The 23,783-nt window shown below is 64.9% G+C and carries 22 protein-coding genes and 1 tRNA gene; 11 read left to right on the forward strand and 12 right to left on the reverse strand.

Annotated features, from left to right (window positions below; translation table 11 throughout):
- Nucleotides 1–28: 28 nt before the first annotated feature.
- The gene (locus tag LRQ04_RS06870; protein WP_235518959.1) at nucleotides 29–3,061 is read left to right on the forward strand and encodes a glycoside hydrolase family 38 C-terminal domain-containing protein; all 3,033 of its coding nucleotides are present in this window, start codon (nucleotides 29–31) and stop codon (nucleotides 3,059–3,061) included.
- On the opposite strand, the gene LRQ04_RS06875 is transcribed toward LRQ04_RS06870, so the two are convergent.
- The 5 genes from LRQ04_RS06875 to LRQ04_RS06895 all read right to left on the reverse strand — a co-directional run bounded on the left by LRQ04_RS06875 (nucleotide 3,058) and on the right by LRQ04_RS06895 (nucleotide 6,985).
- Nucleotides 3,058–3,858 carry an amino acid ABC transporter ATP-binding protein gene (locus LRQ04_RS06875; protein WP_235518961.1) on the reverse strand — a complete coding sequence of 267 codons (801 nt, stop codon included), beginning with the start codon at nucleotides 3,856–3,858 and terminating at the stop codon, nucleotides 3,058–3,060. The two genes, LRQ04_RS06870 and LRQ04_RS06875, sit on opposite strands and share 4 nt — an antisense overlap.
- Entirely contained in the window at nucleotides 3,845–4,504 is a 660-nt protein-coding gene (locus LRQ04_RS06880; protein WP_235518963.1) for an amino acid ABC transporter permease, read from the reverse strand. Before LRQ04_RS06880 ends, LRQ04_RS06875 begins: the two co-directional genes overlap by 14 nt.
- Complete coding sequence (locus tag LRQ04_RS06885) at nucleotides 4,505–5,320, reverse strand: amino acid ABC transporter substrate-binding protein (RefSeq protein ID WP_235518965.1); 816 nt, start codon at nucleotides 5,318–5,320, stop codon at nucleotides 4,505–4,507.
- Nucleotides 5,321–5,558: 238 nt separating this feature from the next.
- Complete coding sequence (locus LRQ04_RS06890) at nucleotides 5,559–6,266, reverse strand: hypothetical protein (RefSeq protein WP_235518967.1); 708 nt, start codon at nucleotides 6,264–6,266, stop codon at nucleotides 5,559–5,561.
- On the reverse strand, nucleotides 6,263–6,985 hold the full coding sequence (locus LRQ04_RS06895) for a hypothetical protein (RefSeq protein WP_235518969.1): 723 nt from the start codon (nucleotides 6,983–6,985) through the stop codon (nucleotides 6,263–6,265). The genes LRQ04_RS06890 and LRQ04_RS06895 overlap by 4 nt, the downstream gene beginning before the upstream one ends.
- Nucleotides 6,986–7,206: 221 nt before the next feature.
- Here LRQ04_RS06895 and LRQ04_RS06900 point away from each other — a divergent pair, with 221 nt between their 5' ends.
- Both LRQ04_RS06900 and LRQ04_RS06905 read left to right on the forward strand, forming a co-directional pair.
- On the forward strand, nucleotides 7,207–8,868 hold the full coding sequence (locus LRQ04_RS06900; protein ID WP_235518974.1) for an ABC-F family ATP-binding cassette domain-containing protein: 1,662 nt from the start codon (nucleotides 7,207–7,209) through the stop codon (nucleotides 8,866–8,868).
- Nucleotides 8,869–8,870: 2 nt separating this feature from the next.
- Nucleotides 8,871–10,784, forward strand: coding sequence for an ABC transporter ATP-binding protein (locus LRQ04_RS06905; protein WP_235518976.1), 1,914 nt, complete (start codon nucleotides 8,871–8,873; stop codon nucleotides 10,782–10,784).
- 21 nt (nucleotides 10,785–10,805) lie between these two features.
- Here LRQ04_RS06905 and LRQ04_RS06910 read toward each other — a convergent pair whose 3' ends face one another.
- The 3 genes from LRQ04_RS06910 to LRQ04_RS06920 all read right to left on the reverse strand — a co-directional run bounded on the left by LRQ04_RS06910 (nucleotide 10,806) and on the right by LRQ04_RS06920 (nucleotide 11,745).
- Nucleotides 10,806–11,231, reverse strand: coding sequence for an NUDIX domain-containing protein (locus tag LRQ04_RS06910; protein ID WP_235518977.1), 426 nt, complete (start codon nucleotides 11,229–11,231; stop codon nucleotides 10,806–10,808).
- Entirely contained in the window at nucleotides 11,228–11,671 is a 444-nt protein-coding gene (locus LRQ04_RS06915; RefSeq protein ID WP_235518978.1) for a DUF6314 family protein, read from the reverse strand. Before LRQ04_RS06915 ends, LRQ04_RS06910 begins: the two co-directional genes overlap by 4 nt.
- Nucleotide 11,672: 1 nt before the next feature.
- A tRNA-Arg gene (locus LRQ04_RS06920) sits at nucleotides 11,673–11,745 on the reverse strand.
- A 104-nt stretch (nucleotides 11,746–11,849) separates the two neighbouring features.
- Here LRQ04_RS06920 and LRQ04_RS06925 point away from each other — a divergent pair.
- Nucleotides 11,850–12,671 (forward strand): hypothetical protein, encoded by an 822-nt coding sequence (locus tag LRQ04_RS06925; RefSeq protein WP_235518979.1) that lies wholly within the window; start codon nucleotides 11,850–11,852, stop codon nucleotides 12,669–12,671.
- Nucleotides 12,672–12,974: 303 nt separating this feature from the next.
- Here the strand turns inward: LRQ04_RS06925 and LRQ04_RS06930 are convergent, their stop codons facing one another.
- Nucleotides 12,975–13,601 carry a hypothetical protein gene (locus LRQ04_RS06930; RefSeq protein ID WP_235518980.1) on the reverse strand — a complete coding sequence of 209 codons (627 nt, stop codon included), beginning with the start codon at nucleotides 13,599–13,601 and terminating at the stop codon, nucleotides 12,975–12,977.
- A gap of 33 nt (nucleotides 13,602–13,634) precedes the next feature.
- Between LRQ04_RS06930 and LRQ04_RS06935 the strand changes: the two genes are divergently transcribed.
- From LRQ04_RS06935 to LRQ04_RS06965, 7 genes are all read left to right on the forward strand, one after another.
- Nucleotides 13,635–14,468, forward strand: a complete 834-nt coding sequence (locus LRQ04_RS06935; protein ID WP_235518987.1) for an inositol monophosphatase family protein — start codon at nucleotides 13,635–13,637, stop codon at nucleotides 14,466–14,468.
- 145 nt (nucleotides 14,469–14,613) lie between these two features.
- On the forward strand, nucleotides 14,614–15,930 hold the full coding sequence (locus LRQ04_RS06940) for a choice-of-anchor G family protein (RefSeq protein ID WP_235518989.1): 1,317 nt from the start codon (nucleotides 14,614–14,616) through the stop codon (nucleotides 15,928–15,930).
- Nucleotides 15,931–15,972: 42 nt separating this feature from the next.
- Nucleotides 15,973–16,155, forward strand: a complete 183-nt coding sequence (locus LRQ04_RS06945; protein WP_235518994.1) for a hypothetical protein — start codon at nucleotides 15,973–15,975, stop codon at nucleotides 16,153–16,155.
- Between the two features lie 91 nt (nucleotides 16,156–16,246).
- Entirely contained in the window at nucleotides 16,247–17,608 is a 1,362-nt protein-coding gene (locus LRQ04_RS06950; RefSeq protein WP_235518996.1) for a glycosyltransferase family 2 protein, read from the forward strand.
- Complete coding sequence (xrtS, locus tag LRQ04_RS06955) at nucleotides 17,608–18,204, forward strand: exosortase S (protein WP_235518998.1); 597 nt, start codon at nucleotides 17,608–17,610, stop codon at nucleotides 18,202–18,204. Before LRQ04_RS06950 ends, xrtS begins: the two co-directional genes overlap by 1 nt.
- On the forward strand, nucleotides 18,194–19,075 hold the full coding sequence (locus LRQ04_RS06960) for a septum formation family protein (RefSeq protein ID WP_235518999.1): 882 nt from the start codon (nucleotides 18,194–18,196) through the stop codon (nucleotides 19,073–19,075). Before xrtS ends, LRQ04_RS06960 begins: the two co-directional genes overlap by 11 nt.
- The gene (locus LRQ04_RS06965; RefSeq protein WP_235519001.1) at nucleotides 19,068–20,717 is read left to right on the forward strand and encodes a hypothetical protein; all 1,650 of its coding nucleotides are present in this window, start codon (nucleotides 19,068–19,070) and stop codon (nucleotides 20,715–20,717) included. Before LRQ04_RS06960 ends, LRQ04_RS06965 begins: the two co-directional genes overlap by 8 nt.
- On the opposite strand, the gene LRQ04_RS06970 is transcribed toward LRQ04_RS06965, so the two are convergent.
- The 3 genes from LRQ04_RS06970 to LRQ04_RS06980 are packed head-to-tail and all read right to left on the reverse strand — an operon-like array spanning nucleotide 20,691 to nucleotide 23,748.
- Nucleotides 20,691–21,332, reverse strand: coding sequence for a response regulator transcription factor (locus LRQ04_RS06970; RefSeq protein WP_235519002.1), 642 nt, complete (start codon nucleotides 21,330–21,332; stop codon nucleotides 20,691–20,693). The genes LRQ04_RS06965 and LRQ04_RS06970 overlap by 27 nt on opposite strands.
- Nucleotides 21,326–22,504: a hypothetical protein gene (locus tag LRQ04_RS06975; RefSeq protein ID WP_235519010.1), complete on the reverse strand. Its 1,179-nt coding sequence runs from the start codon at nucleotides 22,502–22,504 to the stop codon at nucleotides 21,326–21,328. Before LRQ04_RS06975 ends, LRQ04_RS06970 begins: the two co-directional genes overlap by 7 nt.
- Nucleotides 22,501–23,748 carry a sensor histidine kinase gene (locus tag LRQ04_RS06980; protein WP_235519011.1) on the reverse strand — a complete coding sequence of 416 codons (1,248 nt, stop codon included), beginning with the start codon at nucleotides 23,746–23,748 and terminating at the stop codon, nucleotides 22,501–22,503. Before LRQ04_RS06980 ends, LRQ04_RS06975 begins: the two co-directional genes overlap by 4 nt.
- Nucleotides 23,749–23,783 lie beyond the last annotated feature (35 nt).

Genomic DNA, 23,783 nt, shown 5'->3' on the forward strand with positions numbered 1-23,783 from the left:
CTTAACCCGACGCCCAAAGGGGAATTAATTGCACGACGACCGCCGGATCACTGAACAGCGTCTCGATCGATTTGTTCGGGAACGCATTCTTCCGGCCATTTATGGCAGGGCCTTACCGCTGGAGCTCAGCAGCTGGGATGCTCCCGGTGAGCCGGTGCCCGCCGCCGAGGCCATGCGCCAGCTCTTCACCCCACAGGAGCCGGGCGCTGCATGGGGCAAGGCCTGGAGCACCAAATGGTTGCGCCTGCAGGGCGAAGTGCCGCAGGACTGGGGCATGGCGGATTCCACTGGGGTGGAGATCATCGTGGACCTTGGGTTCAACAGCGATGTCCCCGGGTTCCAGTGCGAAGGCACCGCCTGGCGTGCGGACGGCAGCATCATCAAGGCAATCTCGCCCAGGAACTACCACGTACCCCTGAAACTTCTTGGCGGCGGACACTCCGTGGACTTCTACGTGGAGGCCGCGGCCAACCCTGACGTTGCACAAGGCTGGTCCTTCGCGCCCACTCCGCTGGGGGACAAGGCGACCTCCGGTGATGAACCCCGGTACCGCTTTGGCCGGATTGTCATGGCAGAGCTGAATGAAACTGTGTGGGAACTCAACCAGGACATCTGGACCCTCAGTGGCCTGATGTATGAGCTGCCCATCGAATTGCCCCGGCGCAACGAGATCCTGCGGGCGCTGGAACGCATGCTGGACATCATGGACCCCGACGACGTCGCCGGCACGGCAGCCGCCGGCCGTGAAGCGCTCAGGGAGGTCCTGAGCAGGCCGGCGTATGCGTCCGCGCACGAACTCCTGGCCACGGGCCACGCACATATCGACTCGGCATGGCTGTGGCCGGTCCGGGAGACCATCCGCAAATGTGCCCGGACTTTCTCCAACGTGGTGGCCCTGATGGACGAGGACCCGGACTTCGTCTTCTCCTGTTCCTCCGCCCAGCAGATGGCATGGATGAAGGAGTATTTCCCTGAGCTCTTTGTCCGGATCCGGGAAAAGGTCAAAGCCGGACAGTTCGTTCCCGTGGGCGGCATGTGGGTGGAGTCCGACACGAACATGCCCGGTGGGGAGGCCATGGCCCGCCAGTTCGTGGAGGGCAAGAGCTTCTTCCTGAAGGAGTTCGACATCGAATGCCAGGAAGCATGGCTGCCCGACTCCTTTGGCTACTCCGGAGCGATCCCCCAGATCGTCAAGGCTGCGGGATCGCGTTGGTTCCTGACGCAAAAGATTTCCTGGAACAAGGTCAACAGGATGCCGCATCACACGTTTTCCTGGGAAGGGATTGACGGGACCCGGCTGTTTACGCACTTCCCTCCCGTTGACACCTACAACGCGGAGCTGCACGGCCGGGAGTTGGCCCACGCCGAGCGCAACTACCGCGATCACGGCCGTGGCACCATGTCGTTGGTCCCGTTCGGCTATGGCGACGGCGGTGGCGGGCCGACGCGCGAAATGGTTGCTGCCGCGCACCGCACCGCAGACCTCGAGGGATCGCCCAAGGTCCGAATGGGAACCGCCCGGGACTTCTTCACCAAGGCTGAGGCCGAGTACGCGAACCTTCCGGTGTGGGTGGGGGAGATGTACCTGGAGATGCACCGTGGAACGTACACGAGCCAGGCCAAGACCAAGCGCGGAAACCGCCGCAGCGAGCACCTCCTCCGCGAAGCAGAGCTCTGGTGCTCCACGGCTGCGGTGCGACTCGGCGCGGATTACGAGTACCCCTACGAGGAACTTAAGCGCCTCTGGCAGCTGGTCCTGCTGCAGCAGTTCCACGACATCCTGCCCGGCAGCTCCATCGCGTGGGTCCACCAGGATGCCGAACGCAATTACGAGGCCATCGCACGCGACCTCGAAGCAATCATCAGTGCCGCCGCGACGGCCCTGGTGGGACCAGGCGGCAACGAGTACCTGCTCAACGCCGCCCCGCACATGCGTGCCGGAGTGCCCGCCCTAGGCGCCGGCGCAACCAACACCCCCGGTTCTGCCGTTGATGTCCAGGAGGACGCCGGCGGCTACGTCCTGGACAACGGGGTCATCCGTGCGGTCCTGAACGCTGATGGTCTCCTGAGCTCGCTTGTGGACCACGCCAGCGGCCGTGAGGCGATCGCTCCGGGCCAGGCAGGAAATCTGCTGGAGCTCTTCAGGGACACCCCGAACGAGTGGGATGCCTGGGACATTGAGGAGTTCTATCGTCGGAACGTCACTCCGCTGACCCGTGCGGACAGCTGTGACCTCGAGCGCACCGCAGCGGGCGCGGTCGTGGTGGTCAAACGCAAGGTGAACGCCTCCACCATTACGCAACGCATCACGCTCGACGCCGGCGCGAAGTCCCTGGGCATCGCCACCACCGTGGACTGGCAGGAACGCGAAAAGATGCTGAAGATTGCGTTCCCGCTGGACGTCCGAGCTGACCGCTCGGCCTCCGAAACACAGTTTGGCCACGTCTTCCGGGCCACCCACACCAACACGTCCTGGGAAACCGCAAAGTTCGAAATCTGCGTGCACCGCTGGATCCACGTGGCAGAACCCGGATACGGGGTGGCGGTCAGCAACTCCTCCAGCTACGGCCATGACGTCACCAGGGCGGTCCGCGGGGACGGCGGAACTACGACGACGGTACGCACCTCGCTGCTGCGCTCCGCCCGTTTTCCGGACCCGGAGGCGGACCGGGGCGAACACACCCTGGAACTGTCCATCAGGCCTGGCGCAGCGATAGCCGACGCCGTGGAAGAGGGCTACCGCACCAACCTGGCACCGCGGTACGTTACCGGCGGGCACGCCGTGGAACCGCTGGTTTCGGTGACCAATCCTGCGATCGTAGTGGAAGCCGTCAAGCTGGCCGAGGACGGATCGGGCGATGTTGTGGTCCGGCTTTACGAATCCTTGGGGGAGCGCTCAACCGGCAAGGTAATGCCCGGATTCCAGGCCCAGGGTGTCGCGGCCACGGACCTGTTGGAACGGCCCGTAGATGCCCCCGGGGTTGCTGTGGGGGAGGACTCCGTGGTGGACCTGGTGCTCCGTCCGTTCCAGTTGGTGACGTTGCGCTTCAGCCGGGGCTAGAGATCGTGCTGTAGCCGTTTCACGAAGAGCTTGGTCCGTTCCTGCCGGGGTGCGCGCAGCACCTCGGCAGCAGGGCCCCGTTCCACCACGACGCCGTCATCCATGAAGATGACTTCGTCCGCCACATGCTGCGCGAAGGCCAGCTCATGGGTGACGATCACCATGGTCCAGCCCTCTTCGGCGAGTTCCTTGATGACGCCCAGAACGTCGCCTACGAGCTCGGGATCGAGGGCGGAGGTGGGTTCGTCGAACAGGAGGAGCTGGGGTTTCAGGGCCAGGGCGCGCACGATGCCGACGCGCTGTTGCTGGCCGCCGGAAAGCTCAAAGGGATAGGCGTCGCGCTTGTCGGCCAAGCCCACGCGTTCCAGGAGCCGTTCGGCTTCGGCAATGGCCTCGGCCTTGGGACGCTTCTGGACCTGCACCGGCCCCTCAATGATGTTCTTCAGCACGGTCATGTGCGGGAACAGGTTGTAGTGCTGGAAGACCATGGCGCTGCGGTCGCGGAGGGCGGCTACTTCCTTCTTGCCCACCTTGGCCCCAAAATCGATGGCCAGCTCACCTGAGGCATCACCGCGGCCGAAGGTAACGGTGCCGCCGTCGGGAATTTCCAGTCCGTTGAGCGAGCGCAGGACCGTGGTCTTACCGGAGCCCGACGGGCCGATCAGGGCCACTACCTGGCCACGGCGGATATCGATGTCGATGTCGCGCAGCACCTTGTTGCTGCCAAAGGCCTTGGCGAGGTTCCTGGCCTCCAGTACCGGGGCGACCCGCGGTTCCGGGGTATCAGTGGGCGACATAGCGGTCCAATCTCCTCTCCACGGCGGACTGCGCGGTGGAAAGGACCAGGCAAATGACCCAGTAGACCAGGGCAGCCTGCAGGTACAGGGCCATGAACTCCTGGCTGAAGGCAGCAATCTGCTGGGCATTGCGGAACAGTTCGGTGACCAGGATCAAGGATGCGAGGGACGTGTCCTTGACCAGGGAGATGAAGGTGTTGGACAACGGTGGGACGGATACCCGGGCCGCTTGCGGCAGGATGATGCGCAGCAGGGTCTGCGGCCGGGACATGCCGATGGTGTGGCCGGCTTCCCACTGGCCCTTCGGCACGGACAGGATGGCGGCACGGATGATCTCAGCCGCGTAGCCGCCAACGTTAAGGGAGAAGGCGATGATCGCGCTCGGCCAGGGGTCCAGCTTCACACCGATGCTGGGCAGCCCGTAGAAGATCACGAAGAGCTGCACCAGCAACGGAGTGCCGCGAATGACTGAAACGTAGAAACGGCCGATCCCCGAAAGGACCACGTTGGGGTTCAGCCGCAGCAGGGCAACCAGCAGCGCCAGCACCAGGCCAAATGCGAAGGACGCAAGCGTCAGGGGAATGGTCCCCGTCACGGCCCCCGTAATCAGGGGGCCGAAGGAGCTCCAGATGAGGTCCCAGTTCATCTATTTGGTGACGTCCGCGCCGAAGTACTTGGTGGAGATCTTCGCCAGCGTTCCGTCGGACTGGAGATCGGCGAGGGCTTTACTGACGGCCTTGCTGAGTTCCGTGGATCCCTTGCGGAAAACGAACGCACTCTCGGTCTTGTCCGGCGCCTCAGCTGCAACCTTCAAACCCGAGTCGGGGGTGGTCTTCGCGTAGTCGAGGTAGGTGAGCTTGTCGTTGACGGTGGCATCGACGCGTCCTTGCTGGACCAGGGTGGCGGACTGGGCCCACCCCTCCACAGCCTGGACGTTTGCGCCGGCTTCGACAGCCATCTTGTAGAAGTTGCTGGTCAGCGACTGGGCAGTGGTTTTGCCCTTGAGGTCGGCGAAGCTGTTGATGCTGTTGTTATCGGACTTGGTGACCACAACGCCCGTGGAGACGGTGTAGGGCGTGGAGAACTCGTACTTGGCTTTGCGTTCGTCATTGATGGAGATCTGGTTCGCGATGGTGTCGAAGCGCTTGGCTTCCAGGCCCGCGAAGATGCCATCGAACTGGGTCTCCTGGAAAGTTGCCTTCACGCCAAGCTTGTCTGCCACTGCCCGTGCGATCTCGACGTCGTACCCTGTCAGGTCGCCCGCGCCCTCGGCATGGAAGGTGAAGGGGCGGTAGGTTCCTTCGGTGGCAATGACCAGTTCGCCTTTGGACTTCACACCGGAAAGGGACGTATCCGCGCCGGACTGGGCAGGAGCGGAGCCGCCGCCGCAGGCAGCAAGCGCAAGGGCGGCCGAGGCCAGGGTGGCAGCGAGGATTGAGCGTCGGGTGCGAAGGCTGTTCATGGAGCCATCTTAGTCACGGTGTGTGCGCCGCATTTGCTCCTGCCCGGCGAGGAAACAATTTTGCAGTTAAAAAGGCTGAGTGGGGGCGGTCCCCAACAGCCCGCCACCACTCATCCCCCCAATTGTGATCCGGTGGGCGCCACATCCACCGGAAACCCGTTCTCTGATTCCGGTGTCAGGCTGCAGCCGCTTTCACACATTCATGATTGTGCCATGATCTAATGCTTTTGTGAAAGTCTTACGCCAAGAGTCGTCGCTTTCGACGGGCGTAGGTCTTGGAAAACCAGATTCCGGCCAATCCGATGCACGTGGACATGGCAGCTGAGTAGTTGATGAGCACCCGCAGCCAGGCCTCTGAAAAAGGGATCAACGGGAAGAACTGGGAGAGCAGCAACAAGCAAAGGCCCAGGAGCAGGAACCCCGAAGCCACGCGCAGCAGCACGGGAGCCGTGCTGGCCACGGTCCGCCAGATCGCAGGAACCAGGCAGGCGGCAACAAACCCGGGATACAGCCGGCCCATGGCCGCATAGCCGTCCAGGGAGGGCCCCCAGGTGAGGCCGCTCATTCCGGCCGAGGAACCCCGCGTGTCCGTGATGGCGAAGAAGTAGATGGTCAAGGCGCCCACCAGTACAGCCGCGGTGATACCGATGGGTCCGCGGATTGCACGTACGGCCGATTCTGATCCGAACGCCATGGCGATCTTGACGCCCATGAAGTAGAACGTGGCATACAGGAGGAACCGCAGCACCAGGTTGCCGATGTTCATCCCGCCAAGCCAGCCGTCAATGACCAGATACGGCGCTTCGATGCTGATGAAAATGCTCAGCGTGATCAGCGAGAAGATGTAGAAGACATCCCGGTTCTCGCCGCGCAGGGCGCTGGGGATTCGTGCGAGGGTAATCGCGAGGCAAACAACCAGCGTGACCCAGGGCAGGACAGCCGTCATCCGAGGTTCTCCCAAATTCTTTCAGTACGTTCGTGGTCTTGTTCTTGTCGGCGCAGTGTCTTACCGAGTGCCAGCAGCCGGTCGCCGGCCAGGGTCACCAGTGAACTCTGGGTCATGGCGTCCAAGGCTTTCCGCCGGGCATCCGGTGGCCACCCGGCCTCCGCTTCGGTGATGAGTCCGCCGGCCACCAGTCCTCCCGCGGGCCCCACCCCGGCAGCGCGGGAGGTTGCGACAGCGAGTTCGGGCGGAAGCCTGTTGGCTGTCAGGTGCGCCGAAAAGTTCTGGGGAGCTATCCCGGTGGCGACACTGACGCGGTGCCGCAACTCGCCGTCGTCGATCGCGTCCACCCAGTTCCGCACGGACGTGGGGTGCGGTGGCTCCGAAAGGTGCGGGGCGGGGGCGGAACCTGGCTCGCTTCGCTCCACCACGGCCCGCAACAAGTCGATGGTGGCCACCTGGCTCACCAGTTCGCAGGGCGTCGGTGGGACGGGGTCGCCACGAAGATCGGAGTAGAGGTCGAAAGTCGAGAGCGCCTGTACCGGGTTGATATGGAAACCGCGACTGATGCTGACCAAGGTGGATTCGGCCACCTTGCCGCGAACCAGCTGCTGGGCAAGGGTGGTCCTCTTGATGCCGGCGATCCTGCAGACGTCAGCCGTGCTGGCATCGGGCGCAACGCCGTGAAGCCAGCGCTGGAACGCCTTGGACTGTAATGGCATGTGGAACTTTCAGGAATGTGTCGCAGGGGCGGCCCGGTTTCCCTCAGCGGGAAACCGGAAGTGGGAGTACGAAACGATTTTACGCTGACGCCACATTGAATTATGCTTGATGATTGAACCCGTTGGTCCGTACACCCCCCAAGTCCGGACCAACGGGTTTTTCCATGCCTGCGGGAATCGCAGCCTGATTCCCTGCGTTTCCTTGCTGGAGGATAGACACAATGACTGCAACCTTGGTAGCCAAGGATCTTGCCGGTGGTCACGGCCACCGCACCCTTTTTTCGAAGCTTTCCCTCACCGTGGCGCCAGGCGACGTCGTCGGCGTGGTGGGCGCGAACGGCGCGGGTAAATCGACGCTGCTGCGCATCCTGGCCGGGGTCGACCAGCCGCAGGAGGGGACCGTCAGCCTCGCGCCGTCGGACGCTTTCGTGGGCTGGCTGCCGCAGGAACATGAACGTACGGAAGGCGAAACCGTCGCCGCGTACATTGCCCGCAGGACAGGCTGCGCCAAGGCCACAACCGAGATGGAATCCACCGCCGAAGCGCTCGGATCCGGTGCTCCCGGGGCCGACGACGCCTACTCCCTTGCGTTCGACCGGTGGATGGCATCCGGTGCCGCTGACCTTGAAGACCGCATCCCGGCAGTCCTGGCCGACCTCGGCCTGGAACTGGGCACCGACGCGCTCATGACGGGGCTCTCCGGCGGGCAGGCGGCCCGCGTGGCATTGGCCGCGCTGCTACTCAGCCGTTTCGATGTGGTCTTGCTCGACGAACCCACCAACGACCTCGACCTGGACGGCCTGGCCCGGCTTGAGTCGTTTGTCCAAGGCCTGCGCGGCGGCGTGGTGCTGGTCTCCCACGACCGCGAGTTCCTGGCCCGGTGCGTCACCGCCGTCGTGGAACTGGACCTGGCACAGAACTCCGTTGCCGTATACGACGGCGGGTACGAGTCTTTCCTTGAAGAACGTGCCATCGCCAAACGCCACGCCCGCGAACGCTACGAGGATTACGCCAGCACCAAGGCGGACCTCGTCTCCCGTGCCCGCACCCAGCGTGAGTGGAGCTCCCAGGGCGTGCGGAACGCCATGAAGAAAAACCCGGACAACGACAAGATCCGTCGTGCCGCCAGCACCGAATCCTCCGAGAAGCAGGCCCAGAAAGTCCGCCAGATGGAGTCCCGGATCGCCCGCCTCACCGAGGTGGAAGAGCCCCGCAAGGAGTGGCAGCTGCAGTTCAGCATCGGCCAGGCGCCCCGCTCAAGTGCCGTCGTCGCCACGTTGCGCAACGTCGTGGCACGCCAGGGCGACTTCACGCTGGGCCCGGTGAGCCTCCAGCTCAACGGCGGTGAGCGGATCGGCATCACCGGCCCCAATGGTGCCGGTAAGTCCACTCTGCTCCGGCTGCTGCTGGGGACACAGGAACCGGACGACGGCGATGCCTCCATGGGTGCCTCGGTGGCCGTTGGCGAGATCGACCAGGCCCGCGGACTGCTCGACGGCGGCAGCAACCTTGGCGACGCGGTTGAAGCCGTGCTGGTGGATTGGACTGCCGCGGACGTCCGGACGCTGTTGGCCAAGTTCGGCTTGAAGGCGGATCACACGTCCCGGACTGTGGATTCCTTGTCACCGGGGGAGCGGACCCGTGCCGCGCTCGCATTGTTGCAGGCCCGCGGAGTAAACCTGCTGGTGCTGGACGAGCCCACCAACCATTTGGACCTTCCTGCGATCGAGCAGCTTGAAGAGGCACTGGAAAACTACGAAGGTGCCCTCCTGCTGGTCACCCACGACCGCCGCTTGCTCGAAAACGTACGGCTCGATTCGCGTTGGCACGTGCACAATGGCCACGTCCAGGAGCTCCATCACACCCCAAGCCAGGAGAAATAACCATGAGCATGGACCGCGTGGCCTGGAGCTCGCTGTACAACATCACCACTGCCAAGTCCGGCTCCAAGCCGTTCTCGAAGGAAACACTGAAGCGGGTGATGGCTTTTGCCGCCCCGCATAAGGGCAAGCTCATTGCCTTCGTCATCGCTTCTATCGCCGGAGCGTTCCTGGCTGTCGCTACCCCGGTCCTTGCCGGCCAAGTGGTTGACGCGATCATCGCCAACGCCGGTGTGGGAACCGTCATCTGGTTGGCTGTCCTGATTGCGATCGTGGCCGTTGGCGAAGCAGGCGTAGGTCTTTTGACGCGCTGGTTGTCGTCGATCATTGGCGAGGGCGTCATCGTGGACCTGCGCACCCGGGTCTTTGACCACGTGCAGCGGATGCCCATCGCATTCTTCACCCGGACCCGGACGGGTGCGCTGGTGAGCCGCCTGAACAACGACGTCATCGGGGCCCAGTCTGCCTTTGCGGGCACCTTGTCCGGCGTGGTCAGCAACGTGGTGGCGTTGGCCCTGACATTGGCAGTCATGCTCAACACCTCCTGGCTGGTCACTGTGCTGGCCATGGTGCTGCTGCCGATCTTCCTGATTCCCGCACGCCGGATGGGCTCCAGGCTGGCGGATCTCCGCCGTGAAGCTGCCGCCCACAACGCCGCCATGGGAACCCAGATGACGGAGAGGTTCTCCGCGCCCGGAGCCACTTTGGTGAAGCTCTTTGGCCGCCCGGATGAAGAGTCCCGTGAGTTCGCCGCCCGTGCCGGACGCGTCCGGGACATCGGTATCCGCACCGCGATGCTGCAGTTCACGTTCGTCACAGCTCTGACGTTGGTCTCCGCGTTGGCCCTGGCCTTGGTCTATGGCCTGGGCGGCTGGCTGGCGTTGGGAGGACAGTTGGCTCCAGGCGATGTTGTGGTCCTGGCGCTCCTGCTGACCCGGCTTTACGCTCCGCTGACGGCCTTGTCCAATGCCCGCGTGGAAATCATGAGTGCTTTGGTCAGCTTTGAACGCGTCTTCGAAATCCTGGATCTGAAGCCCCTTATCACCGAGAAGCCGGACGCGGTTTCCGTGCCGGCTGGTCCGGTTGCGGTGGAGTTCGACAACGTCCGCTTCTCCTACCCGTCCGCAGACAAAGTCTCCCTGGCCTCGCTCGAAGAGGTTTCCACGCTGGACACCCGCGGTGGCGAGGAAGTCCTGCACGGTGTCAGTTTCCGTGTCGAGCCCGGCCAGACGGTGGCGTTGGTGGGTTCCTCAGGCGCAGGCAAGTCCACGGTGGCACAGTTGTTGTCCCGGTTGTACGACGTCGATTCCGGTGCTGTCCGGCTTGGCGGCCAGGCTCCCGGGACAGGCGTGGACGTCCGTGACATCCGCTTCGATTCCCTGCGTGACACGCTGGGCATGGTCACCCAGGACGGCCACCTGTTCCACGAAACCATTGCATCCAACCTTCGCCTTGCCCGTCCCGACGCCACCGAGGACGACATGTGGGATGTGCTCAGGCGGGCCCGCCTGGAACCGATGATCCGATCACTGCCCGACGGCTTGGAAACAGTGGTAGGGGAGCGGGGCTACCGGCTCTCCGGCGGCGAACGGCAGCGGCTCACCATTGCCCGGCTGCTCATCAAGCAGCCGCGCGTCGTCATCCTCGATGAGGCAACGGCTGCGCTGGACTCCACCAACGAAGCCGCCGTGCAGGCGGCCTTGGGCGAGGCGCTCGAGGGGCGTACCGCCGTCGTTATTGCGCACCGTCTGTCCACCATCCGGGCAGCCGACGCCATCTTGGTGGTGGAGGACGGCAGGATCGTGGAGCGCGGTACGCATGCCGAGTTGCTGGCCGCCGATGGCCGCTACGCCGAGCTGTACCAAACCCAGTTCGCCGAAGCCACGGCGGTTGCCCAGGAAGCCGTCCCGGAGTTGTAACGCCTCCCGCGCACTGCCTGCTTAGCTGCGGCCTGCTTGGCTGCGGCCTGCTTGGGCTGCGGCAAGGGCGGGGAGCACATGGTCGGTCAGGAGCGGGGCAAGGTCCCCGGGCAGGGGCGCGCGGAGGTCCAGCCAGCGGACCTCGGCGATCTCCGCTGAGGGGTGGGCATGCCAGGTTCCTGGTGCCGTGAAGACGGTGGCTTGGATGTTGGTCGCTGCCTCGTTGGCGGCCGCAGCAAGCCAGGTACCCATCGGCAGGAGCTCTTCGGCCGGCACGTCGATGCCGACTTCCTCCATCAGCTCGCGGGAAGCGGCCTGGGCCGCGGTTTCGCCGGGCTCGGGCTTGCCGCCGGGGTGCATGAACTTGTCTGTTCCGCGCTTCCGGACGGTAAGGAGGTGCCCATCTTCGTTGTAGACGCAGACCGCGCTCACAATGATCAGGTTCATTTTTGCCTCGTTACATGTGATTCAAGCAGCAGGTCCTTTGCAGGACCACGGACATCCCAGGCGAAACTGAACGAATCCGGCCCTTCGTAGCTGTACCTGACACGGTATTCGTCGGGATCGCACCAGTGATGGTCCTCATGGTCCTGCCCGGAGAAGCTCATGGTGTGGAAGGGCCTGCCGTCCGGGAAAAAGACATCCATCCGCTCGGGCGACGCGCCGGGCTTCAGGAGATATTCGCGGAAAGCCGCGCCCGAATGGGTGGGCCAATGCATGGTTCCGTCTTCACGGTAGTCCAGGCCGCCGTCGGGGTTCTCCGTGTAACGCACGACGCCGGTAAAGGTACCGCGGGTGCCGGACGCCCGGTCCAGGAGGGTCCGCTCCACGTGCCAGCTGCCGGCCAGGTAGGCCCGCAGGTCCGGGGTGGGCTGCTGGTGGTTCAAGTGCCCTCGATTGGAATCGAACCAACGACACCGGCTTTAGGAGAGCCGTGCTCTATCCACTGAGCTACGAGGGCCTGCGTCCATGGCATGAAACCCATTGCTGGAGCTCAGGGCCCGGACACGACTACAAGCATACAAGCTGCCGGGGCAGTGCCTGAACACGGCTAGGCTGGCGACCATGAAAGGGCACCTGACCACGGCGGCTCCAGCCGGATCGTTCCTACCCGATGTGCGAAGCGTCCGCGCGACCATTGGAGGCTGGGCGCAGCTGAGCGTCGTGCAGTACTTCGTGGCGGAAGCCGCGGTGATCCAGGCCTGGGCTGGTCCGGAGCCCTACAGCAGGGCAACCGGGTACATCAGCGACCTCGGGGCGGTGTCCTGCGGTGTCTACGCGGACAGGGCGGTGTGCTCGCCGTTGCATCTGCTGATGAACGCATCCTTTGTGGTTCAAGGCCTGGGGCTGATCCTTGGTGCACTGTTCCTGACTGCCGGGCTCCTGTACGTCGCTGCGCGTCCGGGCATGCCTGCCCGGCGATTCCGGGACGCACCGAACACCCCGGCCCCCGTCCGCGTGCTGACTGTCCCGTGGCTGTTATCGGTCGCGGTCCGGGTCCTGACAGGGGTGGCCGGAGTGGGAACGGTGGTTGTCGGCCTGGTACCCGAGGACCTGGGTTCTCCGTGGCATTTCGCGGGGGCACTGATGTTCTTCATCGGTGGCGGGTTCACCCTGCTCCTGCTTGCCGTCCTGTGGTTCCGGCAGACCCCGGTGAGTTGGTTCCTCGGCGCCTGCGGGCTGGTCTGCCTGGGGGCGCTCATTGTTGGCGGGATCACCGGTATGCACGTGCCCCAGCCCGGAACCCTGGAGCGGCTGATGGGCTATCCCGTCACCATTGGGTTGGCGGCGGCGGGCCTGGTAATCGCCCAGCGCGTGCGGCGGCACCGAAGGGAGCTCAAGGCGCGAGGTGTGCTGGGCTCCGGGCCTCGCACCCTTTCCCGCTGATCGCACCCGTCATCGCTGGTGCGCGTGGCGGGTAGTGGTGCGCCGCTGGCGAACAGGTGGTGCGCTGGGCGGGCAGTGGTGCGCCGCAGGGTGGGGTGTCCTGGGCTCGAGGCTTCGCACCCTTTTCCGCCGATCGCACCCGTCATCCGTGGTGCGCGTGGCGGGTAGTGGTGCGCCGCTGGCGAACACGTGGCGCGCGTGGCGTTTAGTGGTGCGCCGCTGGCGAACAGGTGGTGCGTGCGGCGGGTAGTGGTGCGCCCCTAGCGAAAAGGTGGTGCGCTGGGCAGGCTGGAGTGCGGAGAGTCAGGCGGGCTTGGCGTTCTTTCGCCCGAGGAACACCGCAGCCACGCCGCAGACGAGGCTCACCAGGAAAAGCACCCACGACGCGACCGTCACTGCGGAAGCCAAAGCCACCGCACCGGCGTCGGGCGTTTCGGCGGCAAGCACGGAATCGATGGCCACATTGGACCACAGGTGGGCCACCGCGAACAGCAGCGGAGCGGCCCACATGGCCCAGCGCCAGGATTTGCGGGCCACGTTGGTGCCGATCAGCAACAGCCAACTGAAGCCGAAAATCAGCGGGAACAGCGTGCCGGCGGTCTTGTGGACATAGTTCAACTGGCCCCGCGCGGAGTCGTCCATCGCGGCGCGGAGCTGCGACACGTAGTCCTGCGAGAACCCGCCGATCAGCGAATCCGGCATGGCAAGGCCACCGGAGAGCTGCGTCATCTGGTTCAGGGTCAGCAGGTGCAGGTACCAGAACAGGAACAGGCTGGCCACGATGCCTGCGATCACAATGAGCTTGGAGTTGCTCTGGGCCTTCTGCGGGGTGCGCTGGGTGGTGGTGTTGATCACTGGCGGCAAGGAGTGGTCCGGGACCGCCGCCTTTGCTCCGTGCTTCCTGATGCGCTGCGCTGGTGTCTTGGCCATGTCATTCATTATCCCGCCACATAAGCTGGACCCATGACCACCGGCAGGCACACCGCAACTGAACTCGATCCCGCACTCGACGATTACCAACTGGCCAGCGCCCTGGTCCGCGAAGCAGGCCAACTGGCGCTGCTCATGCGGATGGGCGGCCTGCAGGGCGAACGGAAGACGTCGGTGTCCGACGTCGTCACGGCAGCAGACCACGCGGCCGAGGCCTACGTCCTGGAACAGTTGCGGCGCTGCCGCCCGGATGACGGCATCCTCGGCGAGGAAGGCGCGTCAGTGGCCGGCACCAGCGGCCGCACCTGGGTGATCGACCCCGTGGACGGAACGTACAACTTCCTGCACGGCTCCACCTACTGGTGCTCGGCGATTGCGTTGAAGCGCGACTCGGACGAAACCTCCGTGGATCCCGAGGTCCTGTTGGGCGCCATCTTCCAGCCGGAACTGGACAAGCTCTGGGTGGGTGGCCAGGAACACCCGGCAACCCTGAACGGGGAGCCGATTTCCGGTTCCGGGGACCGCCTTGTCGGCGAGATCTGCGCGGCAACCTACATCCACCCCACCTGGCTGGCAGACCCCCGCACGGCCATGCCCTGGCACGCCGCTGCCATCACCGCCGCGTCCCTGCGCATGTTCGGTTCCGGTTCCTGCGACCTCGGCCGTGTCGCGGATGGCGAACTCGGGTGCTGGTTCCAGCACAGCTGCCCGGAATGGGACTGGCTCCCCGGCAAGGCGATCGTCCGTGCGGCCGGCGGGGACACCGCCGTCGTAAAAGTCAACGGAATGAACTGGTTCGTCGCGGGAGGCCCGACGGCGGTCCGCGACTTAAGCACGGCCCTCACCTCAGTTCCCCAGTTTGCCTAGGAGCCCCAGCGGGCGTTAACCCCTTCGGGTACCCCTGCGAACCGCCACCGTTTGCCCTTGTTACTTTGCACCCGGGGGGGCGACTGCCCCCACGGTCTCAGCTGCAGAACAGCCCTGTCCTGCAGCGTTCGCAAGGGGGAAGTACTTGAACAGCAAGAGCAAGCTGTGGCCCACAGCCGTCGGCGTTACTGCCGTCTCGGCTTTGGCCATCGGCCTCGTCGCCGCACCCGCGGCAAATGCAGCACCCACTGACGTGATTTCGCTTGGCAGTGGACAGATCATCGATGGTTCCGTCCTGGCCATCCCGAACTTCGCCAACCTCGCCGCCAACGGCGCCGCAACCGCCCAGCAGGTAGGCACGCCGCCTACCGGTCCTGCGGTCATCGAAGCCACCGACCCGCTGGACCTCAGCGCTGTCTTCGGCGTCGTCAACGTCGGTGCGGGCAACATTCCGCTGCTGCAGAACAACGGCATCATCCAGGTTGGTGCGGTCAGCCAGTACGGCAAGGCCGTCAACGATGGCTCCTCGGAAGCTTTCTCCGGCACCGTCAGTGGTGCTCCGGGACTGGTCACGCTTCCTGCGGGCCTCCCGACCTCCGGTGACCCGGCCATCCCGGCAGCCCGAATCACAGCCGGAACTGCCGCCATCCTCGGTGGCACCAACCTGGTGGACCTCACCATGGACATCTCCACCCTTGCCGCAGCAGCCAAGAAGGACCAGGGCGCTTCACCGCAGGGCGCCTACGCCGTCGCAGGCGTTTCGGCCAACGTTGGCGGCACGCTGGTGGGAGGCGTCTCCACAGCACTCACTCCGTTGCTGAACACCGCCAACGTGGCCTTGTCCGCTGTTGGCCTGCCCATCACCAACCCGCTCGCCAGCGGCGTCATCCAGATCACCGAGGCTGACCTGTTGGCCGCGGCGGGTGTCGCAGACCTGAACTCGCTGCCGGCGGGTACCGATCTGGTCTCCTTCCTGCCCGCGGCAGTGTCCACCAAGATCCAGAGCATCCTGGCAACCACTTTGTCCAGCACCCGCGCGGCTGTTCAGGCACTGCCCGACACTCTTCCGCCCCTTGGACTGCCGAACGTCGCCAAGACCACTGCCTTGCTGGCAGTCACCACCCTGGAAACGGCAGTCAACGGGTTGGTAGGTGGCCTGAGCACCAGCTTGGTTACTCCGTTGGGCGACGCGTTGACGGCCTTGGTTTCGGCCAAGGTCAACATCCAGGAAACAGCACCCTCGGGCGCCTTTACCCAGCGCGCCTTGCAGGTCGGTGTTGCCGGTGGCTCCATCGCCACTGTAAACCTCGCCAGCGCCACAGTTGGTCCGAACCTGGACGCAGCGGCCATCCCGCTGGTCAACACCGACACCATGGCCATCAGCGGTGGCGTGGCACTCCTGGCACTGCTCACCTGGCTGTTCGTTCGCTCGCGCCGCCAGACTGCGGTAGCTGCTGCCTGATCGCTGTGAGCGCATCAAGCACCAGCGAAAGGAGAACGCCTTATGTACGGCCATAACTGGACTGCAGGCGGCACGGCAGCCGGGGGCACCGCCCTCGCTGCTACCGGCGCCCCAACCCTCGGCTGGGTCATCCTGGTGGGTGTCGCACTGCTGATTACCGGCTTCGTGGTCCTGCGTAACAGCAGGCTCAAGGCTGCGAAGCGGGATACGGGCCCCAACCCGTAGCACTACCGGCGGGACGGCTCCTGCAAGGGCCGTCCCGCCACCCTGTCCTCCCATCCTGGCCGATCGGCCAAGCCCTAAGCATCGGAAATTCATGTCGGTACTCGAATCCGCCCAAGCATTGGCTTTTGTGCTGCTGGTGGTTTTTCTGTCGTACATCCTGGTGATCCTGGTCCCGTTCCTGCGGCGAAAGCCTGATCCCGAAGGCGATCCCGGCACCTTCTCCTGGCACGTCTTCATTCCTTGCCGTGACGAGGAAGTGGTGATCGGCAAGACCCTTGAACTGCTCAGGGCGCAATTCCCGCAAGCCCACGTCTGGGTTGTCGACGACGACAGCGACGACGCGACCGCGGAACTCGTCAGCGCGGCGTCCCGCCACGACGACATGATCCACCTGGTCCGCCGCCGGCGTCCGCTCGCCCGCACCGGCAAGGGCGACGCCCTCAACGCCGCATACCGCACCCTGGATTCCTGGCTGCCCGCCGGCGTCGACCGTTCTTCGGTGATCGTCCTGGTGGTCGACGCCGATGGCCACCTTGCCGACAACGCCTTCCGGCAGGCGGCCGGTCCGCTTGCGTTCGGCGACCCCGAAGTAGGTGCCGCACAGACAGCGGTCTGGATGTCCAACCTGGACGATCCCGATCTTCAGGGCGGCGCAGGCCGGGAACGGATCAGGCGCTCGTTTGGCCGCTACCTGGTCCTGATGCAGGACATGGAATTCAGGACCACCATCGCGGCGATGCAGTCCCTGAGGCGGCACACGCTCACGGTCGGCCTGGGTGGCAACGGCCAATTCACCCGGCTGTCTGCTCTCGACGCGATCGCCAGGACCTCGGGCCAGCCGTGGCATGGGGCATTGCTGGAGGACTACGAACTGGCCATCCACATCATGCTGGGCGGCTACAAGACGGTCTACATGCACGACACGCATGTTGCCCAGGAAGCGTTGCCGGACCTGCGCCGGCTCCTGACGCAACGGACGCGCTGGTGCCACGGCGGCATGCAGTGCAGCACCTACCTGAAACGGATCTTCGAGTCGCCGTACTTCAGTAACGTTGGCGCCATCGAATCCAGCTACTTCCTCATTCAGCCCTTCATCCAGATCATCGGGCTGGTGCTCTGGCCCACGCTGTTCGTCACCATGGTGGCGCAGGGCGCCCTGACCATGGGCAGCTTCGTTGCGTGGATCTCGGCCGCGTGGTTCATCATCCCCTTGATCATCGCGACGGGCGTCCTGCCTTTCGCCCTCTGGGGGCTCGTGTACAGGCGGCACGTCGCTCCGGAGAAGAACTTCATGACCGGTATCGCGTGGGGCCTTGGCTATTGGCTTTACATGTACCAGAACTACGTCACCGTGCTGAGGGCCACGTACCGCCTCATCACCGGCCACCAGGGGTGGGCGAAAACACGCCGCAACCATGAAGCCGACGTCAAACTACTAGCGAAGGAAGCCTAGTGGCTGCGAGCGCCAACCTCAGCGACATCAACGTTCCCCGGGGGCCGCGGGCCATCCCCGTGCAGAAGGCCCGCGGCGGAGGCGTGCTCGGGTTGCTGTTCCTGGCCGCCGCCACGGTGGCCATGCTGCAGCAGGAACACATCAGGGCAGCGGAAGCATGGCTGATGGCTGCGGTTTTCGATGGGATCCTGGGCGGGGCGTCCTACAGCGTGGACGACATCATCTTCCACAACGTGGGGGCAGGCCAGCCCTACGCCCTCATGGTCACCGGACTGTGCTCCAGCGCGGTCCTCCTCACACCTGTCGCCGCGTTGGCGGGGGTCCTGTTCCTGATGGGGCGGATTCCTGTGTCGCGGCTCATGCCTGCCACCCTGATCGCCCTGGCTATCGTCTGCCTGAGCAACGCAACCCGGTATTTCATGATCGCCGCAGCCCAACAGAGCTGGGGACAGCAGGGCTTTGACCTCATGCACCACTTCCTGGGTTCGTTCGTGGTGATCTTCGGCTTCGTGGCCGCCATCATCGTCCTGGTGCGCGCCGCCGTCGTCCGAAAGGACCGCTCCGTCGCCAAGAGGAGGGGCCGGCGTGCGTCCTGAACTGCCGGCGGTGCTCCCGGCGCTCGCCATGGCTGCGGCTTTGATCCTGACCGGCTGCGGTGCCGGTCCCGCTACCGATGCGGAGGTTGGTGCGGTCTCCGGGGACAACGCAGTCCGCGTGGGCCAGTGCTACCTCATTTCAACACCGGAAGAGTATGGTGCCAGCAGCCATACGGGTCCGGCGGTTGCCTGTTCCGAGCCGCACACCACCCAGACGTTCCTGGTGGCTGCGGTGCCTCAGCCGCTGTCCGGGCAAGCGGAGCGTCCGCTCCACGAGCAACTCCAAAACCTCACTGCCCGTTTATGCCCGGCTACGGAACTGCGCAGGTACCTGGGTGGCGCCGAGCGCGACGCCACCACCGGCATGGCCATCACCGGGTATTATCCCACCCGCGCTGCCTGGTCGGCCGGGAGCCGGACCGTCCGCTGCGACGTCCTGACCACCACGGCTGATCTGGCGCCCAGGGAGACCAAGGCCGATCTCAAGGACGCCTTGGCGAGGCCCGAATCCGCTCCGATCCGGCTTTGCTACACCCAGGAGATCACAGACGGCGTGCTGGGTTCCGAAGGCACTGACACCCCCTGTTCCGAGCCGCACACTACCGAGGATGTCAGTGCTTGGTTCGGGCAGGACGCTTCGCTGGTGCCTTTGGCTGCGCAGCAGGAACGCTGCCTTCCTTTTGTGCTCGACTTCCTGAACGTGGATGTTCTCCCCGCAGATGTGGAAGTTCGGCCGATAGTGCGCGTCGACGGCGGTGCGCGGGCTGTCCGTTGCGGCGTGGCACCGCGGCAGTCAGCGGGTCCGGAACGCTGGACCGGGACCCTTGCACCCGTTGCCGGCACGGTGAGTGGGGAAGTGGCCAATGGTTGAGACGACGGTTGGAAAATCAGCCAAGCCCGACGTCGAGGAGTTCGCTCCTGTTCCTGTGAGGTCCGGCATGGGCCCACGGCCGGGCCCGCTGCGCATGGCGGGGAGGTTCCTCGCGCGGACGTTCGGTCCTGGAGAATTGACCCTGGGGGGAGTCCGTACCCCTGCCCTCGTTGCTGGGCTGGTGTCCGCCATTGCGATGCTGGTGCGGCTGTTTGTGCCGGGTCCGGTGGGGGTGGCCGACCAAGGAGATGGCAATGGCCTGGTCTGTTCCCTGGGCGTAAGCAACGTCCGGCCCTGGGACTACGCAGATTTCACGCGGTTCATCTACCCCAGCTGGACACCCCACCCGCTGGTGGGTGAGGCGTGCGGTGCCGCCGGATCCGGTGAGCCGGTGTACTCGTCCCAGCTTGCCTTCCTGTGGTTGGGGAAGCTGCTTACCCCGCTCTTTGGTTGGGGTGGCGGTCTGGATATGCGTGCAGTGGGCATCGTCTGCTGCCTGGTTTTCGGCCTGTTGATCGCCGCGCTGGTTGCTGTGCTCCCGGGCCGTGCCAGCTTCCGGGTCCTCATCGCCGCCTTGGTGACCGTGGTGATGGCCGACGGCGTTTTTGCTGATTTTTTCATCTCTCCCTACCCCGAACCCGCGGCTTTCCTGGGAACGCTGGGGTTGTTGGTGGCCCTGTTGAACTACTGGAACGGTGCCCGGAGCCGGTGGGTGACCATCCTGCCGGTGGTCGGTGCCGGCGTATTCACCATCGCGGCCAAACCCGAGATGGTGTCGTGGCTGCCTGTGCTGGCGTTGGCATTGTTGTGGTTGCCGCAGGGGAGCACGCGGCGTTCAGGCCGCCGCGCGCCGGAAGGAAGCCGATGGCGTCGGTTCGCGATGCCGCTGTTGGCGATCATGGCCATTGCAGCCTTCACCGTGGCCTTCATGGCGGTGCAACCGAAGCGCACCGCCGAGCTGAACCTCTACAACGCGGTTTTTGCTGAACTGCTACCGCACAGCCCCACCCCGGAGGAGGACCTGAAGTGGTTGGGCCTTGATCCGGGATTTGTTGCCGCGAGCGGCACTACCGTCGCGTCGCCGAGGTCGGCTGCCTTGAACCCGAAATTCCACGAGTTCCAGGAAGAGATGGGCGCCGGCAAGCTAGCAGGTTTCTACCTCACCCACCCTGAACGGCTGATTGGGATGGGCGAACGTGGGATTACCGCCATGCTGACGCCTGAACTGGGCTACATCGGTTCGTTCATGGAGGGACAGGGCCAGCCGTTCGCGAAGGACCACCGCTTCCCGGTGGTATTGGGCCTGTTGACGGCACTGAAGGCGGCGCCCGTTGCTTTGGTGGCAATGCAGCTGCTGACGCTGCTCCTTGGACTCGCCGTGGCCTTTCGCAAGAAGGCCGCCGTAGGACGCCTGGCGGTGGTGGTGGTCGCGGCAGGGTGGCTGCAGTTCTGGGTGGTGGTGCTGTGGTCCGGGCAGCCCGAGATCTATCGGCAGCTACTGCTCTCAGGTTTCCACGCGGCTTTGTGTGTCCCGTTGCTGGTTGCACTGATCAGCATCCTCGCATCCGGGCCGGAGCGGGGACAGCAGCAAACGGCTTCCCAGGCCACGCCCGGATTACGTGATCCAGCCGTCAGCGCTTAGCTGATTCCGCAGGCTGATCACGTTGCTGAGCCTGATCCCGGCGGCCGCATACCGCTGCCTGATCCGATGCAGGTGGGCCTTGACGGTTTGTTCGCTGATGCCCATGGCATCAGCCACCCCACGCACAGGCAAGGCGTCGCTGCCCAGGTAAAGTTCGGCGAGGCGTTGTTCACGAAGCGACAGCTTGATCCGTTCCGGTGCCGTGTTCACCATGACCGCCGCGACTTCCGGGGGCACATAAAGCTTCCCGGCGGCCACGGCACGGATGGCGTGCTCTATATGCTGGGGCCCCGCGGCCTTTGGGACATACCCAAGGGCCCCAGCGGTACAGGCCGCCCCCGCGTCCCATCCGTCCAGCACAGTGGCAAGGACGACGACGCGAAGGCCCGCCCGTACCAAATGGCGCACGGCCGGTAGCAGGTCCTCCTGGCTGTCCAAGGTGCCCAGCACAGCAACCTCGATCTCTTCCGCGGCCCAGCCACTGCCCTGCTCGCTGGGCCGAAGGGCGGTGGAAGTTGCCTTGATCACCAGGTCCGGCGCGTTGCAACGGAGCCAGGCATCCAGTGTGTCGATCATCAATTGGTGGCGGTCCACCACCAGCACCCGGGTCACCATTGCCGGGGCGCTTTCATATGGACAAGGATGCTGGCACCGCCAGGATCCCTTTGGACTCGGGTGTCTCCCAGGGTTTCCAATTCGCTCCACAGGGCCGGGGTGCAGCGGCTGGGATTGAGGTTGCGCACCCTCCACGTGATGAGGATTCGGTCTTCCACGTCGGGTTCAAGAAAGACCTGGAGCTTACGATCGCCGTCCGCACCCCCGACCGGGGTGACACTGCCGTCGACGCTCCCGACCGGGGTAGCCAGGAGCATGGTCACTGCCAGGACCGCCGAACGCTTCGCTTGGGGGATGCGCTCCGCCAGGTCCGGCTGGGCCGCCACAGCCACCGTGGATTCCATCCGGGCCAGGCGCAACGCGGCGACGAGCCACGTGCCCGATTGCAGCAGCATCAACTGCCCCCTGAGTTGTGAGGCCAAAGCCTGCGCTTCTTCGGCCACTTTAGGATCCAGGGCAAGCTGTTGGTTCCTGGCCACCTTGGCGAACAGCTCCTGGATTTGGTGGTGCGTCTGTGCCAGCAGATCGGACGGCGAGAACACATCGGACGGCGAGTCGACGATTGGATCAGCGGGTGGTTCCTGCGGAGCGGGTAATGCGTTGCCTTGCCGGGACGCGGCCAGTTCCATACGACTTTGGATACCGATGACCGCCAAGGCTCCCAGAAGGCCCGGAATGAGGGTGATGAAGAAGATGAGGAGCCCTTCACCGGACCCAAAACGGGGCGTCGTAGCGTAATAGACGGCGCTGAGGACCGCGTTGACTCCCACCAGGACCAGGAAACCCATCAGGTCCCACCGCATGCTCAACAGAAAAACCAGGGCCGCCCCCATGAGGACGTTGAACGCCAACGCGGCGTAGCCGGAGTCCGCGGTGACCGTACTCGCCGTGGCAAGTCCGGAGGCGATGGACGTGCCGAGCCAGCCCAAGCGCAGCCAGGGCAAACGCGACGCCCTGGTCTTTGGATCCGAAGCGAACATCGCAAGAGTGAATCCCAGCAGGTCGAAGGCTTGTGCGCCCAGTCTCATGATGTCCCGGTCGCTTCCGTCCAGGGAGTTGGCGGAGGTGACAAAGGAGATCGACCAAACGGTCAGGGTCCCGGCCAAGAGGATGCTGCGGGACAGGAACAAAGGACCGGCTTTGCCTGAGATGTACGGATGTTCCGCCTTCATGCCGGGTCCGCGTTTAATGGTGCGTCCACGTCCAGGACCACGGTGGTGCCGCGGCCGGCGGCGGACAACACCCTGGCATGTCCGCCGACGTCGTTCATGCGCTGCAGCACCGACTGCCGTAGGCCGAATCGCTCCGCCGGCACGGCTTCTGCGTTGAATCCGGAGCCCGCATCGCTGATCAGTACCGACACCGATGAACCGGACCGGGAGACGAGGACATCGACGTGGTCGGTGCCGGCATGCCGGGCAGCGTTGACCATGCACTCTTCTGCCGCGTCAACGAGAGCGCTCTGCAGGTTCTCCGGCAACGCGCCGGCCTCGCCATAGACCTCGACCGTGAAAAGCTTGCCGCTTTGGCGGGCGGCCCGGTCCCTCAGCACCTCGGCCAGTTCGGGAACCCCGGAAGGTTCGACGACGGCCATCCCCGCCTGGGTGCGCGGCCCGCCGTCGCCCCGCACTGCTGGGGCGACTGCGGCGTTAGGTGGGGTTGGCCCGGTAACCGGCCCGCCGGCGTCGTGCGTGGCGGAGGCCAGCAGGGCACGTAACTCGTCAGGATCGGCCCCGGCCCCGCCGCGGGCGAGCACTGTCAGCGTCCTCAGGGTCGTGTCGTGGAGGAGCCTGGCCTGGGCCATGGCGGCGTCGGCCGCATCCCGTGCCTGGGCCTGGGCCGTGGCGGATTCCTGCCGGATCGCCTGGTCATCGCAGTGGATGGCCACTGCCTTTGGTGCTGAATGGCGGATGACGAGCATGACGAACCAGGCGCCCAGGACCGTCAACGCGGTGGTGGGGCCCAAGCGGTGGATCACGGACACAGCGTAGGTGTGCCCGAATACCAACAGACCGAGGAACGCGGTAAACAGAACGGAGCGCCACGTGTTCCGTAACGCCAGGACCAGGACAGAGCTTGTAGCCAGCAGAACCGAATGTGCCAGGAGCAGGGAGTCGGAGTCCTGCCGGAACGTGACCCCGGTCAGAAGCTCGGACAAAGTGATCAGGGCCAGGACGGTGACAAGCCGGACGGGCCACGCATCGGTGCGGAGCATCGCAGCAAGGCAGGCGACGAGGACAACCACAACAGCGGTGGTGGCGGGGCTTCGCCAAGCGGGCCCGTCGCTGACCGGCCCGGCGTAGATCCATGCGGCCGCGACGAAAACGAAGCTGACCACGGCCCCGCCGCGGGCCAATAAATCCGAACTACCCAGAGCCTCCCGGCTGGCCACCGGTCGGTCGATCCATGCCCCCATGAATGTCTCCCCCGAAACGTGTCACCTAATATGGT

The sequence above is a fragment of the Paenarthrobacter sp. AR 02 genome, assembly GCF_021538675.1.
Taxonomy (GTDB): domain Bacteria; phylum Actinomycetota; class Actinomycetes; order Actinomycetales; family Micrococcaceae; genus Arthrobacter.